At 60.0% G+C, this 12,998-nt stretch carries 13 protein-coding genes and 1 pseudogene; 3 read left to right on the forward strand and 11 right to left on the reverse strand.

Annotated features, from left to right (window positions below; genetic code table 11):
- Positions 1 to 14: 14 nt before the first annotated feature.
- The 4 genes from LPJGGPFB_RS24860 to LPJGGPFB_RS24875 all read right to left on the reverse strand — a co-directional run bounded on the left by LPJGGPFB_RS24860 (position 15) and on the right by LPJGGPFB_RS24875 (position 4,246).
- Positions 15 to 1,094 carry an ABC transporter ATP-binding protein gene (locus tag LPJGGPFB_RS24860; RefSeq protein ID WP_173422608.1) on the reverse strand — a complete coding sequence of 360 codons (1,080 nt, stop codon included), beginning with the start codon at positions 1,092 to 1,094 and terminating at the stop codon, positions 15 to 17.
- A gap of 5 nt (positions 1,095 to 1,099) precedes the next feature.
- Entirely contained in the window at positions 1,100 to 2,002 is a 903-nt protein-coding gene (locus LPJGGPFB_RS24865; protein WP_427858491.1) for a carbohydrate ABC transporter permease, read from the reverse strand.
- Positions 1,995 to 2,876, reverse strand: a complete 882-nt coding sequence (locus tag LPJGGPFB_RS24870; protein ID WP_173422610.1) for a carbohydrate ABC transporter permease — start codon at positions 2,874 to 2,876, stop codon at positions 1,995 to 1,997. The genes LPJGGPFB_RS24865 and LPJGGPFB_RS24870 overlap by 8 nt, the downstream gene beginning before the upstream one ends.
- A gap of 116 nt (positions 2,877 to 2,992) precedes the next feature.
- Complete coding sequence (locus LPJGGPFB_RS24875) at positions 2,993 to 4,246, reverse strand: ABC transporter substrate-binding protein (protein ID WP_173422611.1); 1,254 nt, start codon at positions 4,244 to 4,246, stop codon at positions 2,993 to 2,995.
- 118 nt (positions 4,247 to 4,364) lie between these two features.
- Here LPJGGPFB_RS24875 and LPJGGPFB_RS24880 point away from each other — a divergent pair, with 118 nt between their 5' ends.
- The 3 genes and pseudogenes from LPJGGPFB_RS24880 to LPJGGPFB_RS24890 all read left to right on the forward strand — a co-directional run bounded on the left by LPJGGPFB_RS24880 (position 4,365) and on the right by LPJGGPFB_RS24890 (position 6,682).
- Entirely contained in the window at positions 4,365 to 4,739 is a 375-nt protein-coding gene (locus LPJGGPFB_RS24880) for a CidA/LrgA family protein (RefSeq protein ID WP_173422612.1), read from the forward strand.
- Positions 4,732 to 5,419 (forward strand): annotated as a pseudogene (locus LPJGGPFB_RS24885) (LrgB family protein). Before LPJGGPFB_RS24880 ends, LPJGGPFB_RS24885 begins: the two are co-directional and overlap by 8 nt.
- Before the next feature lie 66 nt (positions 5,420 to 5,485).
- Positions 5,486 to 6,682 carry an ROK family transcriptional regulator gene (locus LPJGGPFB_RS24890; RefSeq protein WP_345791086.1) on the forward strand — a complete coding sequence of 399 codons (1,197 nt, stop codon included), beginning with the start codon at positions 5,486 to 5,488 and terminating at the stop codon, positions 6,680 to 6,682.
- 128 nt (positions 6,683 to 6,810) lie between these two features.
- Here the strand turns inward: LPJGGPFB_RS24890 and LPJGGPFB_RS24895 are convergent, their stop codons facing one another.
- The 7 genes from LPJGGPFB_RS24895 to LPJGGPFB_RS24925 form a co-directional block, all read right to left on the reverse strand.
- Complete coding sequence (locus LPJGGPFB_RS24895; RefSeq protein ID WP_173422614.1) at positions 6,811 to 7,881, reverse strand: LacI family DNA-binding transcriptional regulator; 1,071 nt, start codon at positions 7,879 to 7,881, stop codon at positions 6,811 to 6,813.
- Positions 7,882 to 7,965: 84 nt separating this feature from the next.
- Complete coding sequence (locus LPJGGPFB_RS24900) at positions 7,966 to 8,847, reverse strand: PfkB family carbohydrate kinase (protein ID WP_173422615.1); 882 nt, start codon at positions 8,845 to 8,847, stop codon at positions 7,966 to 7,968.
- Between the two features lie 7 nt (positions 8,848 to 8,854).
- Positions 8,855 to 9,403: an SIS domain-containing protein gene (locus tag LPJGGPFB_RS24905; RefSeq protein WP_173422616.1), complete on the reverse strand. Its 549-nt coding sequence runs from the start codon at positions 9,401 to 9,403 to the stop codon at positions 8,855 to 8,857.
- Positions 9,346 to 10,005 carry an orotidine 5'-phosphate decarboxylase / HUMPS family protein gene (locus LPJGGPFB_RS24910; protein WP_173422617.1) on the reverse strand — a complete coding sequence of 220 codons (660 nt, stop codon included), beginning with the start codon at positions 10,003 to 10,005 and terminating at the stop codon, positions 9,346 to 9,348. The genes LPJGGPFB_RS24905 and LPJGGPFB_RS24910 overlap by 58 nt, the downstream gene beginning before the upstream one ends.
- Before the next feature lie 13 nt (positions 10,006 to 10,018).
- Positions 10,019 to 10,777 (reverse strand): ATP-binding cassette domain-containing protein, encoded by a 759-nt coding sequence (locus LPJGGPFB_RS24915; protein ID WP_173422618.1) that lies wholly within the window; start codon positions 10,775 to 10,777, stop codon positions 10,019 to 10,021.
- Positions 10,777 to 11,766: an ABC transporter permease gene (locus LPJGGPFB_RS24920; protein WP_173422619.1), complete on the reverse strand. Its 990-nt coding sequence runs from the start codon at positions 11,764 to 11,766 to the stop codon at positions 10,777 to 10,779. Before LPJGGPFB_RS24920 ends, LPJGGPFB_RS24915 begins: the two co-directional genes overlap by 1 nt.
- Positions 11,767 to 11,808: 42 nt before the next feature.
- Positions 11,809 to 12,768, reverse strand: coding sequence for an ABC transporter substrate-binding protein (locus LPJGGPFB_RS24925; protein ID WP_173422620.1), 960 nt, complete (start codon positions 12,766 to 12,768; stop codon positions 11,809 to 11,811).
- Positions 12,769 to 12,998 lie beyond the last annotated feature (230 nt).

Raw genomic sequence — 12,998 nt, forward strand, 5'->3', positions numbered from 1 at the left:
CCTTGTTTGACCGTTTACAGTGCGACGCCGGATGCGGCGTCAAAGAGAATTGCCTTCGACAGATCGATGGCAAACGAAGCTTTTTGACCCGGAGCAACCGGTGTTCCGGTTGGCAGGCGTGCCATGATCTCGCGTTCGCCGGCGCGAAGCGCTGCAAAAACGTCGGGACCGGTCGGTTCGATGACCTCGACCAGCAGAGGGAGCGAAGGGCCGGAAGGCGAGCCGGCAGAAGCCAACGACAACCATTCCGGCCGCAGTCCGAGCAGCACCTCACGTCCCTCGGTGAGTGGCGCCACTACGGAGGCCGGGACCGGCAGCACCGCATCGGCACCCTTTAGGCTCAGCGTCTCTCCGACAACTGTGGCCGGCAGAAGGTTCATAGCCGGGGAACCCATGAATGTCGCGACGAAGACGTTTTTCGGGCGATCGTAGATGTCTTCCGGCGTTCCGAACTGCTGCAGGATCCCGTCCTTCATGACCGCGATCCGGGTCGCCATCGTCATCGCTTCGATCTGATCGTGGGTGACGTAGACGATCGTCGCCCCGAGGCGCTGGTGCAGCTTCTTGATCTCGGTGCGCATTTCGACGCGCAGTTTGGCGTCGAGGTTCGACAGCGGCTCGTCGAAGAGGAAGATTTTCGGTTCGCGAACCAGTGCGCGGCCCATCGCGACGCGCTGCCGCTGGCCGCCGGAGAGCTGGCCGGGCTTGCGCTTGAGCAAATGCGTGATCTGGAGAAGATCGGCAACCTTGCTGACGCGCTCGAGGCGCTGGGCCTTGGGCATCTTGCTCATCTCGAGCGAGAAGCCGATGTTCTGCTCGACCGACATCGCCGGATAGAGCGCATAGGACTGGAACACCATGGCAATGTCCCGCTCCTTCGGCTCCAGCCCATCGACGGGATCGCCGTCGATGGTAATGCTGCCGGATGTATGTTCGTCGAGGCCGGCGATGATCGACAGCAACGTCGACTTGCCGCAGCCAGACGGGCCAACGAGAACCAGGAACTCGCCGTCTTCGATGGCGATATTGATGTCGTTGAGAACGGCAAGGCTCCCAAAACTCTTGGTGACATGGTTGATGGCGAGATTGGCCATGAGCGTTATCCTTTGACTGCGCCGGCCATCAGGCCGCGGAGAAAGTACCGGCCAGCGGCCACATAGATGAGGATGGTCGGCAGAGCGGCGATCATCGCAGCAGCCATGTCCTCGTTGTAGGCCTTGGTCCCGGTGGACGTGTTGACGAGATTGTTGAGGGCGACTGTCACCGGCTGGTTTGTTCCGGCAGCAAACGAGACGCCGAACAGGAAGTCGTTCCAGACACCGGTGAACTGCCAGATGATCGAGACCATCACGATGGGCCAGGAGATCGGTAAGAGGATGCGGAAGAAGATCGCCCAGAAGCCGGCGCCATCGACGCGCGCCGCCTTGAAGATTTCAGCGGGGACGGTGATGAAGTAGTTCCGGAAGAACATCGTCGTGAAGCAGATGCCGTAGACCACGTGGACAAGAATGAGCCCCGGGATGGTTCCGGCCAGGCCAAGCTTTCCAAGGAGGCCGGCCATCGGGATCAGCACGATTTGGAACGGAATGAAGCAACCGAACAGGATGAGGCCGAAGATGAGGTTGTCGCCCCTGAACCGCCACTGGGCGAAGACGTAGCCGTTAAAGGCGCCAAGGGCGACGGAGATGAACGTCGCCGGAACGACAATGAGGAACGAATTGCCGAAATACCCCTTGAGGCCGCCGCAGGTGACGCCGATGCAGGAGGCACCCCAGACATTGGCCCAGGCGGCAAAGGTCGGCGTCGACGGAAGCGACAGAAGATTGCCGGCGCGGATCTCGTCCATGCTCTTCAGCGAGGTGAGGAGCATGGACAGCAGCGGCGCCAGGAACACTAGTGCGAGCAGGGCGAGGCAGCCGTAGACAAAAACCCTGCCGAATTGCTTCGACCAACGGATGCTCCCTGGGCGGTTCGCCGCGGCTGCGGATGAGCTTTCAAGCATGGCGGTCATTGCGAAGCTCCGAGTAGAGATAGGGAATGATGATGCTTGCAAGGCTGACAAGCATGACGGTTGCGCTTGCTGCGCCAACGCCGAGCTCATTGCGGGTGAAGGTCATCGAGTACATGAAAGTCGATGGAAGCTCGGTCGACACCCCCGGCCCGCCCTTCGTCAGTGCCACGACCAGGTCGTAGCTCTTGATTGCCAGATGCGCTTCGATGACGAAGACCGTCAGAAACGCCGGACGCAGTGCCGGGATGATGATGCGTGTGTAGACCTTGTGGATCGGAGCGCCGTCGACACGAGCGGCGCGCAGGATTTCGGTGTCGATCCCACGCAAACCAGCCAGGAACAGGGCCATGACGAAGCCGGTCACCTGCCACACCCCAGCGATCACGATGGTGTAGATCGCGCGTTCCGGCTCGATCAGCCACTGGAACGTGAAGCTCTCCCAACCCAGGCTGCGCATCATGTGCTCAAGACCCAGCCCCGGATTGAGCAGCCATTGCCAGATGACGCCAGTTACGACGAACGACAGGGCCATCGGATAGAGGAACACGGCGCGGAAGACGCCTTCGAGGCGGATTTTCTGGTCGATCAGGATCGCGATGAAGAGCCCCAGGCACGTGGCGCCGATGATGTACAGGCCGCCGAAGATCGCCATGTTTTCGATGGCCGTGATCCAGCGCGGGTTCTCGAACAGCCGCTCATATTGACGCCAGCCGACAAAATCGAAGCGCGCGAACATCTTCGATCCGGTGAATGATAGGATCGCCGTGTAAGCGATGAAGCCGTAGACGCAGACAGTTACTGCTGCAAGCGATGGTGACAGGACAATTGCCGGCATCGCGCCTGCGAGACGTTTGGAGATAGACATTTTACTTCGCCCAAGGGATATCGCCGAGATAAGCGGTTCCATCCAGGCGGATATTCATTCGCGCTGGACATGAGCCCCGCCGACCTCGCGGACGGCAGGGCCCCTGGGAGGAACCGTTACTTCGCGGAATTCACCGAGTTGATCAAAGCAGCAACAGCGTCCTTCGAGGACATGTCCGAGTTGAAGTGCTGCGTGACCACGTCGAAGATTGCACGCTGGATCGCCGCGGGTTCGGCGTGGCCGTGTGCAAGCGAGCCCATCATCGTGCCGCTAGCCTGCGCCGCCTTAAGATCAGCCATGGACTTCTGCGCGCAGGGGTCAAACTTGTCGCCAGGAACGTCTGTGCGGGCAGGAATCGAGCCCTTCACCAGATTGAAGGCCTCCTGGAAGGAGGGCGACATGACGCTTGCGGCGAGCTTGTGTTGGCCGGCAACCTTGTCTTCGCCGACCGGGAACATCGCGAAGAAGTCGGTATTGAAGAGGAACGTGCCCTCCGTGCCCGGAGCTGCAACGCAAAGGATGTTGGTACCCGGCTTCGCGCCCGCCTTGACGATCTCGCCCTTGGCCCAGTCGCCCATCAGCTGCATCGCGGCTTCGCCCTTGATCACCATGGCCGTGGCGAGGTTCCAGTCGCGGCCCGAGAAATTCGGGTCGACGTAACCGCGGATCTTGCGCATCTGGTCGAATACCTTGACCATCGTATCCGAATTCAGCGCGGATTCATCAAGCTCGAGGATCGCCTTCTTGTAGAACTCAGGGCCACCGATGCCGACCACGACATCGTCGAAAATGGTAGTGTCCTGCCAGGGTTGACCACCGTGGGCCAGCGGCACGATGCCCTTCTCCTTGAGCTTGTCGGCGACGACGTTGAATTCATCCCAGGTCTTCGGCGGCTCGAGGCCGTTGTCGGCAAAGACCTTCGCATTGATCCACAACCAGTTCGGGCGGTGGATGTTCACCGGCACAGCCTGCCATTTGCCGTCATGGACTGCGAATGCCTTGATCGCGTCGGGAACGACCTTGTCCCAGCCTTCCTGGTCAGCGACCGATGTAAGGTCGCCAAGCAGCCCCTCTTCCGCCCATTCGTTGACCGCCATGCCGAGGAGTTGCGCGGCCGTCGGCGGATTGCCGGACGTGACACGCGCCTTGAGCGCCGTGTTGGCGGCCTCACCACCACCGCCAGCCACCGGCATGTCCTGCCAGGAGACGCCCTGCTTCTGCAGGTCGTCCTTGAGCACACCCACTGCCGCCGCTTCACCACCGGACGTCCACCAGTGCAACACCTCAACGGTGTCCTCGGCGAACGCATAGGTCGAGACGGACGCGCTCAGGCTGGCAGCCAACGCCATAACTTTGAACATAGTACGCATGCTTTCCTCCCTTAGTCAGCACCATGCTGTCAAAACAAACGCAGCTCCTCCGCTTTGTTTGGTTTGAAAACAAACATATTGTCAGGTAAGAGTCAACAGAGTTCGCTGGGAGGGGAAGATGCTGAACGGCTTGGCAATCCTGTTCACGTTCCAGTTGGCCGGTGAAATCGTCGCCTATCTGCTTGGCGGCTGGGTGCCGGGACCCGTGGTCGGAATGGCGATGATCGCTGTCGCCCTCACGCTGACGCGCAGCACGAGTTTTCTGAACCCCGCCCACGAAGGAACCGTTTCAACGTCAAAAACGATCCTCGCCAATCTTGGCATTCTCTTCGTGCCTGCAGGCGTCGGCATCATCCAGCACCTCGATCTCATTCGAGACAGAGGTTTCGCATTGCTCGCAGTCGTCGTCTTGTCCACCGTCGCCACGCTCACCTTGACGGTCTGGACATTCATCCTAGTGAAGCGGCTTTCGGGAGGATATGGCAATGACTGACGGCCTTTGGGTCTACCTAGCCGCCTCCCCGCTCCTTTGGCTGGCAGGTACCTTGGTTGTCTGGATCGCGGCTTCGAGCGTGGCCAAGTTCCGTCCCGGCAATCCCTTTCTCAATCCCATAATGCTCACGATCGCGGCGATCGCCGGCATCCTGTGCGCCACGGGAATTGACTACGGTACCTACTTCGAGGGGGCCCAGTTCATTCATTTCCTTCTCGGGCCCGCAACCGTAGCGCTCGGCATTCCGCTCTACGAAAAGCTCTCTCTGGTGAAGAGCAATCTCGTCCCCATGCTCAGCGCACTGGTCGTCGGCTGTCTCGCTGCGGTAGGCTCCACGGTCTTTCTAAGCGAACTATTCGGGTTTGCGCCCGCAATCGTCGCCTCGCTTGCGCCGAAATCGACGACCGCGGCTGTCGCGATGGCTATATCCTCTGGTCTCAAAGGAGATCCCGCCCTCACCGCCGCCGTTGTCGTCTTCACCGGCATATGCGGCGCAGTCGTTGTGACGCCCATGATGAATGCCATGCGCATCAAGGATTTTAGCGCACGCCGGACTTGCGTCCCATGGGATTGGCACCGCGCGTGCCTACTCCGTGGATCCCGTCGCCGGATTGTTTTCAGGAATAGCTATGGGACTGAATGCAATTCTAACATCTCTTGTTGTACATCTGTTTCTGTAAGTCAGCTGGATTCGGAACACTTGCATGTCGATGCCGAGCGCCGTCAGGCACATAAACGAGATCAGGGTGCTGGATGCCGTCTTTCGCAATGGAAGAGTGAGCCGGGCAAACATCGCGCGCGAACTCGGCTTGACGCGATCAACGGCCAGCAGCCTCGTCGCCGGCCTTACCGACGAGGGCCTGTTGATTGAGGACATCTCTCCGGAAGATAAAGGCGCAGGCACCGGGCGACCAGGTACTTTCGTTCGTCTCAATCCGAAGCATGCGCTGTTTATCGGAGCCGACATCGGCGTCGGCCGCATCAGCGTCGTGGCGATCGACTTTACCGGGACGGTTGTGAAGAAGCACCATTTCGAGGTCGATGATCGCGACTGCAGCCCGGAGGCAGTCCTCACCATGCTCGCCACCTTCGTGAAATCGGTAGCGGGCCCACTGGTGGCGCATTACACTGTTCGCGGGCTGTGCGTCACAGTTCCGGGAGTGCTTGATAAATCGGGCACTGTCCTTCGCGCTCCATTCCTGGGATGGCGTAAGGTCCCGATTCTGGATCAGTTGACGGCGCTTTTGCCCGACATGCCGGTCATTGTCGCTGAAAACGATGCGAACGCGTTCGCGATCGCGCATGGCTACCGAACGGGCCAAATTGCATCCGACACTGACGTATTCATGTTTCTCGACGCAGGCGTCGGGGGCGCCGCCGTCATGTTTGGGCAACTCATGCGCGGGCACGACGGCTACGCGGGCGAGTTCGGCCACATCATTCTCGGCGATCGGGGTTTTGTGCAGCTCGCCACTCCGGCGGGCTCCCTGGAAAGCTTTATCGGGCTCGACGCAATTCTGGCGAGAAACGTCCACCATGGTGGAGGGTCGAGCGACATCCAGACCTTCATTGAGCAGGTCAAAGCAGTCGAGCCGCCGGCGGTCGCGACGATGAACGATTGGTCCTTTTACATGGGACGGGCTCTTGCGTTACTGAGCAGCATTTTCAATCCTTCGCGCATCGTGCTAGGTGGTCCCGTGGCTGCGCTTTTCGACCTATGCAAAGCTGATGTGCTCGCAAGCATCCGCAAAAACCTGCTTGAGGATCATCCCGTCCCAACCGTAATGTTGTCGGACTTGGGCCTCGAAGGCCCTGCCCTCGGTGGAGCGTTCATGCTCCACCGCGAAATGTTCTCGGTCGATGAGGGACTGATCTTCCGCAAGCAGGAGGACGACAGCCAAGGAACGAGGATACCTCGTCACAATCTCTCCTTGATTAGCTAGGCGGGCGGAGCGCTCGAAAGCGCCGATGCTTTCAGACAGCCGCCAAAGCTGCGAGGCTTAACCTCGGCGCTGATCGGGCGACGCACGCCACATCGTGCCCGCATCACATGGGCACATATTCCATGTCTCTATCGTTTTGCCGGTGGTGGAGCGACGGATTGACGGTTCACCAATTCGGCCTCGAGAATCTGAGAATTCCGGTACGTTCCGTCCTCGATCTTTCTGAGGAGCAGTTCGACCGCAGCGGCGCCGAGCGATGCGACCGGCCGCCTGATGACCGAGAGCGGGGGACGGAACACGCCGGCCCACGGCGCATCATCAAAGGCAATTATCGATAGCTCCCCGCCGACCTCGATTCCGAGTTCGGCGGCGGCTCCGAGCGCGCCCAGCGCAACATCCTCATTTGTCGCCAGGATTGCGGTCGGCGGCTCCGGCGAAGTCAGAATTTCGATTGCTGCTTTTCGAGCCGTTTCGACACGGCTTTGGCTAAAGCGATACCACTCGGGCCGGGCGCTCAGTCCGAGTTCGGCAAGAGCCGCTTTCGCTCCATCCACCCTGTCGCGAACTGTTCCAACGACGGCGGCCGGCATCTCCTGGCTGTAGCCTTGAACGGCCGCTGTCGCAACGAGAAGGCCGATGCGCGTATGACCCGCGCTCACCAGACAGCGGATCGCTTGGCCGGCAGCGGCGCGGTCATCGGTCATGACAAAATCGATCTCACCCGAATCGACTCGACGGTCGAGCAATACAACGGGCACCTCCGGCTCGCTTTCAACAACGAGATGTTCATACTCGCCCTGAGAAGCCGGCACCACGATCAGACCGTCAACGCGCTTTTCGATAAGAACTTTGACTGCATTTCGCTCGCGCTCGATTTCGTCGTCGGTGTTGAGTACCAGGATCTGATATCCCGCCTGCGACGCGGTCTCGATGATCGCGCGGATGGCTTTATTAAAAAACGAGTTTGCGATGTCGGCAACGACGACGCCGATAGTCAGAGAACGCCCCGATCTCATCGACCGGGCCAACTCATTCACGCGATAGTTTAACTCCGCTGCAGCGGCCATGACCCGTTCCCGCGTCGATTGAGTGACAAGGCCATAGCCACCAAGCGCGCGCGCGGCCGTCGCACGAGACACGTTCGCCCGCCTCGCAACATCGATCAGTCTCGCAGCCTTTTCGTTCGGTGCCTGCGCCATTTCTCCATCCATCGTTCGGTCCAGCCCTCGATATCACAATTTGCGTTCGCCTTGTCATCGCAAACTGAGTGTCGAATGATACCGCTAGGCCGGCACCAACTCAGCCCCCGCGTGCCGGCAGGTCGCGGCTGCTACGGCCATCGCATTGGATAGGTATCGTCTCCACACTTCTTCCGAGTTCGGGGGCCCGCCGCGCAAATATGATGCAACCAGGCTAGCAAGCGTCGCATCACCCGCGCCCATGGTATCCACGATCGGCTCAGGTCGGCTGGCGGCAGGAACCTGCACGCAAAGCCCTGTCCGATCAACGATCGTCGCCCCTTCCGCGCCGTGAGAGAATAGAAGCGTGTCAACGCCCAAATTGAAGAGACGTGTCGAGGTCGACCGCCAGTCCAACTGGTAGAGGAGATATGCATCCTCGTCGCTCAGTTTCACCAAATCGACCGCCTTCAAAAGCATCTCAAATCCACGCCTGAAGGCATCGATCGACGAAATTAAGCGGGGGCGTGGGTTCGGATCAGCGATGCACAGGCCGGATGCGCACGACAATGCAGCGACAAGCGCACTGGCATGCTCGCTGTTGTCCAGCGGGTAGGAATTGACAACAACGGCGTCGGCTCTTGCGATCGTTTCTAAGACCCTCGGGGGAAATGAGATCCGGCGTCGGAACATTGAAGGGCTGAACAGATAGCTGGGCTCGCCATTCTTGCGCGTCGACACTGCCACTCCGGTGGGATCGACCGTTGGTGTGTTAATCACCCGGATCGAGCGTTCGCGAGCATAGCCTAGAAGGTAGAAGCCGTCACGGTCCTGCCCGACACGAGTAACCAGCGTTGCAGGCAGGCCGAGCCGGGCGACGCCGGCGGCAAGATTGAGGCCTGCCCCGCCGGCGAAGCGCATAGGCGACTGCCCATCCGTGTGGATTTCGTCTACGAGGCAATCGCCTATGATTACTGCACCTTGCATTCGCTACTCACTGTAGGTTGGTGTGCCGATAAGCCATCGTCGCGTGCGCATCGGCGGTTTCCGATGCTAGCTGCATGACGACCGCATCAAGCAACAGGAGGCAGGTCTGCTCGAACAGGCTCCCGCCGAACTGCTTGGTGCCTTCGACAGGTAGTGGCAGGACCACGTCGGCCATGCCGGCCAGCGTACCCTTCGGTTTCTGCGTCAGCGTGATGACCTTGGCGCCCTCCCCTTTGGCGATCTTCGCGTAGCTGAGGCTGACGGGTGTCTCGCCGGACCCCGAGATGATCAACAAACCATCGCCGTTTCTTACAGAGGGAGCCGTGACCTCGCCAACGAAGTGAACGGTCCGACCGATATGCATAAGCCGCATCGCCGCCATCTGCGCAGAGAGCCCGGACCGTCCCTGTCCGGAGAAGAACCAGCGACGGTCCTGCGCCCGGAAGGCGTCGACAACTGCTGCGAACGCGTCTGGATCCACGCGTTGAAGCAGGTTGCTTATTTCTTGTCCCACGGCCAGCCAAGGCCTTGTTCCGGGAGCCGTTCCTTTATCCATGTCGCTACCTTTCCGGGATTTTCGTTTTCTGTGATTGCGCCGCCGACGACCAAGATCTCAGGCTTGACCGCGAGGACAGACTCGAGCGTCGCCGGCCCGATGCCGCCGGCGAGGGAGACCCGGAAGCCGCGCGCATGCATTGCCGCAACAGCGTCGATGTGACTGGTCGAATTGTCCCCGGCCAAGCGCGCATCCGTGGGGGAGTGGACAGCGACATAGGCAAAGCCTTCAGGCAGCGCAAAGTCTTGGGGGAGCAGGAGAGGCTTGCCGGACTCCGTGATTGTGTCGATGATCACAGACCCACCGAAATTGGTCGCGCATTTACCGACCGTCTCGTGGGTTGCCAGTGATGCGCACGAGAGTACCGTCATGAACGTTGCGCCGGCACTGAAGACCATGTTGGCCTCGAAGGAACCGCCATCTACCGTCTTGGTATCAGCGAGAACCGGGATATCCGGGCAGATTTCGCGGGAGGTCGTGATAGCCGCGATGCCAAACCGCTTGAGGAGCGGAGTGCCGATCTCAATGATGTCGGCGATGCCCCTGAGAGCGGGGAGAATTCCGAGATGCTCGGGTTTATCGAGCGCGACTTGCAGAAGCATTGAGCTTTCCCTTTCAGGTTTGGCTGAGACCCGTAATTGCCTTCAGCAGGCTGTCCGGGGTGAACTGCGAAGACGGGGCGTCGGTCACGACTCGGCCGAGGCGGAGCACGACGATGCGGTCTGTGACTTCCAGAACATGCGGAAGCGTGTGCGAGATGAAGATGACCCCGAACCCCTTGGCGCGTGCCTGGCGGATGACCTCCAGCACTTCGCCCGCCTGACGGGCGCCGAGGTGGTTGGTCGGTTCGTCGAGGATGATGACCTTGTTGGCCCAAGCGACAGCGCGCCCGATCGCGACCGCCTGGCGCTGGCCGCCGGACAGTCGGGCAACCGGCCTGTCGCTTGCAGGCACTGCTATGCCGACACGTTCCAGTTCGGAATGGGCCTGGTCGCGCATGGCCTTCTCGTCAAGGAAGCCCAATTTACCGAGAAACCCCTGGCGCAGGATTTCGCGACCGAGAAAGACATTTGCCGCGACAGTGAGGTCAGGTGCGATGCCGGAATCCTGGTAGAGTGTCTCTACACCTGCGTCCAAAGCATCGTGCGGCGATTTCCAGACCCGACGCTCGCCATCGAGATAGATCTCGCCGCTGTCCGGTTCATGGGCTCCGGACAACACTTTGACGAGCGTGGACTTTCCAGCGCCGTTGTCGCCGACGAGGCCGACAACTTCTCCGGCGTTAAGCGCAAAATCGACGCTGTCGAGCGCAACGATCCCACCATAACGTTTTCCGACACCGCGCACTTCGTAAAGAGGAGATGTACCTGTCATTATCGGCCCCCCTTCGCGCCGAGACCTTGAGCACCGACGGCGATTGCAATGAGAGCCGCCACCACGATTTGCTGCCAGTTCGGCTGCACACCGATAAGAATGAGGCCGCTTAGAACAGCTGTAGTGATCAGCGCGCCGATGACGACGCCGGAGAGTTTGCCTGTACCGCCGAGAAGGCTGACCCCGCCGATGACGGTTGCCGCGATGGCGTTTAGTTCACCGCCGCGCCCCGAAAGAGGTGAGCCCGAACCAAGTCGGAAGTAGACGAACGCTCCCGCAAGAGCCGCGAGAACCCCAGACAGCAGGTACAGCTTGATGAGATGACTCTCTACATCGATACCGGCGCCGCGAGCGGCGAAGGGATTGGAACCGACGGCGTAGGTCCAGCGGCCGAACCGCGCGCGAGACATGAACGCCCAGGAGACGACAATGATGAGGAAGACCACAATGACCGGGACGGTCAGCGCGCCCAGATAGGTGGCGTTCCCGAGAAGAATCACCTCCTTCGGCGCACCCGCGATCTGCGTGCCGCCAGTGAGAACGAGGCTCAGGCCCGCAGCAGCCCCCATTGTCGCGAGTGTCGCGACGAATGGGACGAGCCGGCAATAGGTGATCAGAAGCCCATTGACCAGACCAACCACGACCCCGACGCCAATAGCAACGGCGAGTCCCAGAGCAATCGCGAGCCAAGGGTCCATGCCCGCCTCGTTGGCGGCGCGGATGACGAGCGCCATGGAGACGCCCGCCAGGCCGAGGACAGAGCCCACGGATAGATCAATGCCCCGCGAGGCAATGACGAAGGTTTGACCGATCGCCATCAGGACGACGGGAGAAAAATCCTGCAAGATGTTCGCCATCGCCCGGATCGAGAAGAACCGCGGATTGACTAGGCTGAACGCCAGTACCATCAGGCAGAAGAGCAGCAGCAAGACAATGTCCTGCCGCATGCCGGCCGCCTTCAGGCGTGCCAACTTTCCTTGCATTTCCATTTTTGCAGTCCTCCTCGCGGGGCGACAGGTAGGTCCCGGAATTTACTCCGAGTAAATGGACGAGCCCGTTTCGGCGAAGTTCTCCTTGGTCATGACCACATTGGGGATGACGACGGTTTTTTCGATCTTGTCTGCACCTTCGCCACTGACCTTCGCCTTGGCGTATTCGAGCGCAAGCTCGGCTTCCTTGGCCGGCTGCTGCGCGACGAGGGCGGTAAACACGCCTTCCTGAAGGGCATCGACCTGTGCCTTATAGGCGTCGTAGCCGACGAGCTTGACCTTGCCGACGACGTTGTTGTTGCGGATGGCAGCGATCGCGCCCGTGCCGCTGGTACCGTCGATCGCGAAGATTCCGGCGAGATCAGGATGGCTCAAAAGAATGGTGTTGATCGCCGAAGTCGCATTCGCGGGCTGGCTATTGGTGTATTCACGGCCGATGATCTCAATCTTGGGGAAGTTCGCTGCCAGCTCCTCACGGAACCCCTGCTCACGCAGAGTATTGGTCGTTGAGCCCGGCGACCCCGACTGAATGAACACCTTCCCTGCTCCCCCAATCTGCTCGGCGAGCGTTTTCGCAGCCTGGCGACCGCCATCGACATTGTCACCGGTGATGTGTGAGGACAGATAGGTCTGATCCGTCACTGTTGTATCGACCGTGATCACCGGGATCCCCGCAGACTCCGCACGCGCGACGGCGGGCTGCAGTGAATCAGGGTCGGTAGGCACCAAAATTAGAGCGTCGATATCGTCGGCGAGCGCCGCATCAACGAACGGCATTTGGGACTGGGGCGAGTACTCCGAGGCGCTACCCTGCCAGACGAGTTCAATGCCGAGCTTGTCTGCGGCGGCTCTTGCGCCCTTCTCCATAGCAAGGAAGAAGGGGTCGGATGCGATCCCGGGAATGAAGGCAACCTTCAGTTTCTCTTGGGCACTTGCGGCGTGTGCTCCGAACGCCAATGCAGAAACTGCTGCTGCCAACACGAAACGACTAAAACGGCTCATTTTTCGCTCCTCCGTCAAAATGAGATCGATCTCATTAAGGGGTAGCATGGTTTTACGATCTGTCAACGCGAAAAAGAGATCGATCTCATTTTGAATGCGATCGATCTCACAAACGATGCGAAATTGTTCCGAGGAATTTGTAATGAGAGCCGCTTGCCAAAACTCTCAATGCTTGACGCCGCTGCCACCGCGCAGGTTGGGACATCCCTACTCGCAAGGGACGTCAACTC

Origin of the sequence: Ensifer adhaerens (genome assembly GCF_013283195.1) — a bacterium.
Taxonomy (GTDB): Bacteria; Pseudomonadota; Alphaproteobacteria; order Rhizobiales; family Rhizobiaceae; genus Ensifer; species Ensifer adhaerens_G.

Bases quoted from the DNA above. Each gene is read 5' to 3' on its own strand.
- LPJGGPFB_RS24875 (WP_173422611.1), bottom strand. From the start codon at position 4,246: ATGCGTACTATGTTCAAAGTTATGGCGTTGGCTGCCAGCCTGAGCGCG.
- LPJGGPFB_RS24900 (WP_173422615.1), bottom strand. From the start codon at position 8,847: ATGCAAGGTGCAGTAATCATAGGCGATTGCCTCGTAGACGAAATCCAC.
- LPJGGPFB_RS24865 (WP_427858491.1), bottom strand. From the start codon at position 2,002: ATGCTTGAAAGCTCATCCGCAGCCGCGGCGAACCGCCCAGGGAGCATC.
- LPJGGPFB_RS24910 (WP_173422617.1), bottom strand. From the start codon at position 10,005: ATGCTTCTGCAAGTCGCGCTCGATAAACCCGAGCATCTCGGAATTCTC.
- LPJGGPFB_RS24905 (WP_173422616.1), bottom strand. From the start codon at position 9,403: ATGGATAAAGGAACGGCTCCCGGAACAAGGCCTTGGCTGGCCGTGGGA.
- LPJGGPFB_RS24925 (WP_173422620.1), bottom strand. From the start codon at position 12,768: ATGAGCCGTTTTAGTCGTTTCGTGTTGGCAGCAGCAGTTTCTGCATTG.
- LPJGGPFB_RS24920 (WP_173422619.1), bottom strand. From the start codon at position 11,766: ATGGAAATGCAAGGAAAGTTGGCACGCCTGAAGGCGGCCGGCATGCGG.
- LPJGGPFB_RS24860 (WP_173422608.1), bottom strand. From the start codon at position 1,094: ATGGCCAATCTCGCCATCAACCATGTCACCAAGAGTTTTGGGAGCCTT.
- LPJGGPFB_RS24915 (WP_173422618.1), bottom strand. From the start codon at position 10,777: ATGACAGGTACATCTCCTCTTTACGAAGTGCGCGGTGTCGGAAAACGT.
- LPJGGPFB_RS24895 (WP_173422614.1), bottom strand. From the start codon at position 7,881: ATGGCGCAGGCACCGAACGAAAAGGCTGCGAGACTGATCGATGTTGCG.
- LPJGGPFB_RS24880 (WP_173422612.1), top strand. From the start codon at position 4,365: ATGCTGAACGGCTTGGCAATCCTGTTCACGTTCCAGTTGGCCGGTGAA.
- LPJGGPFB_RS24870 (WP_173422610.1), bottom strand. From the start codon at position 2,876: ATGTCTATCTCCAAACGTCTCGCAGGCGCGATGCCGGCAATTGTCCTG.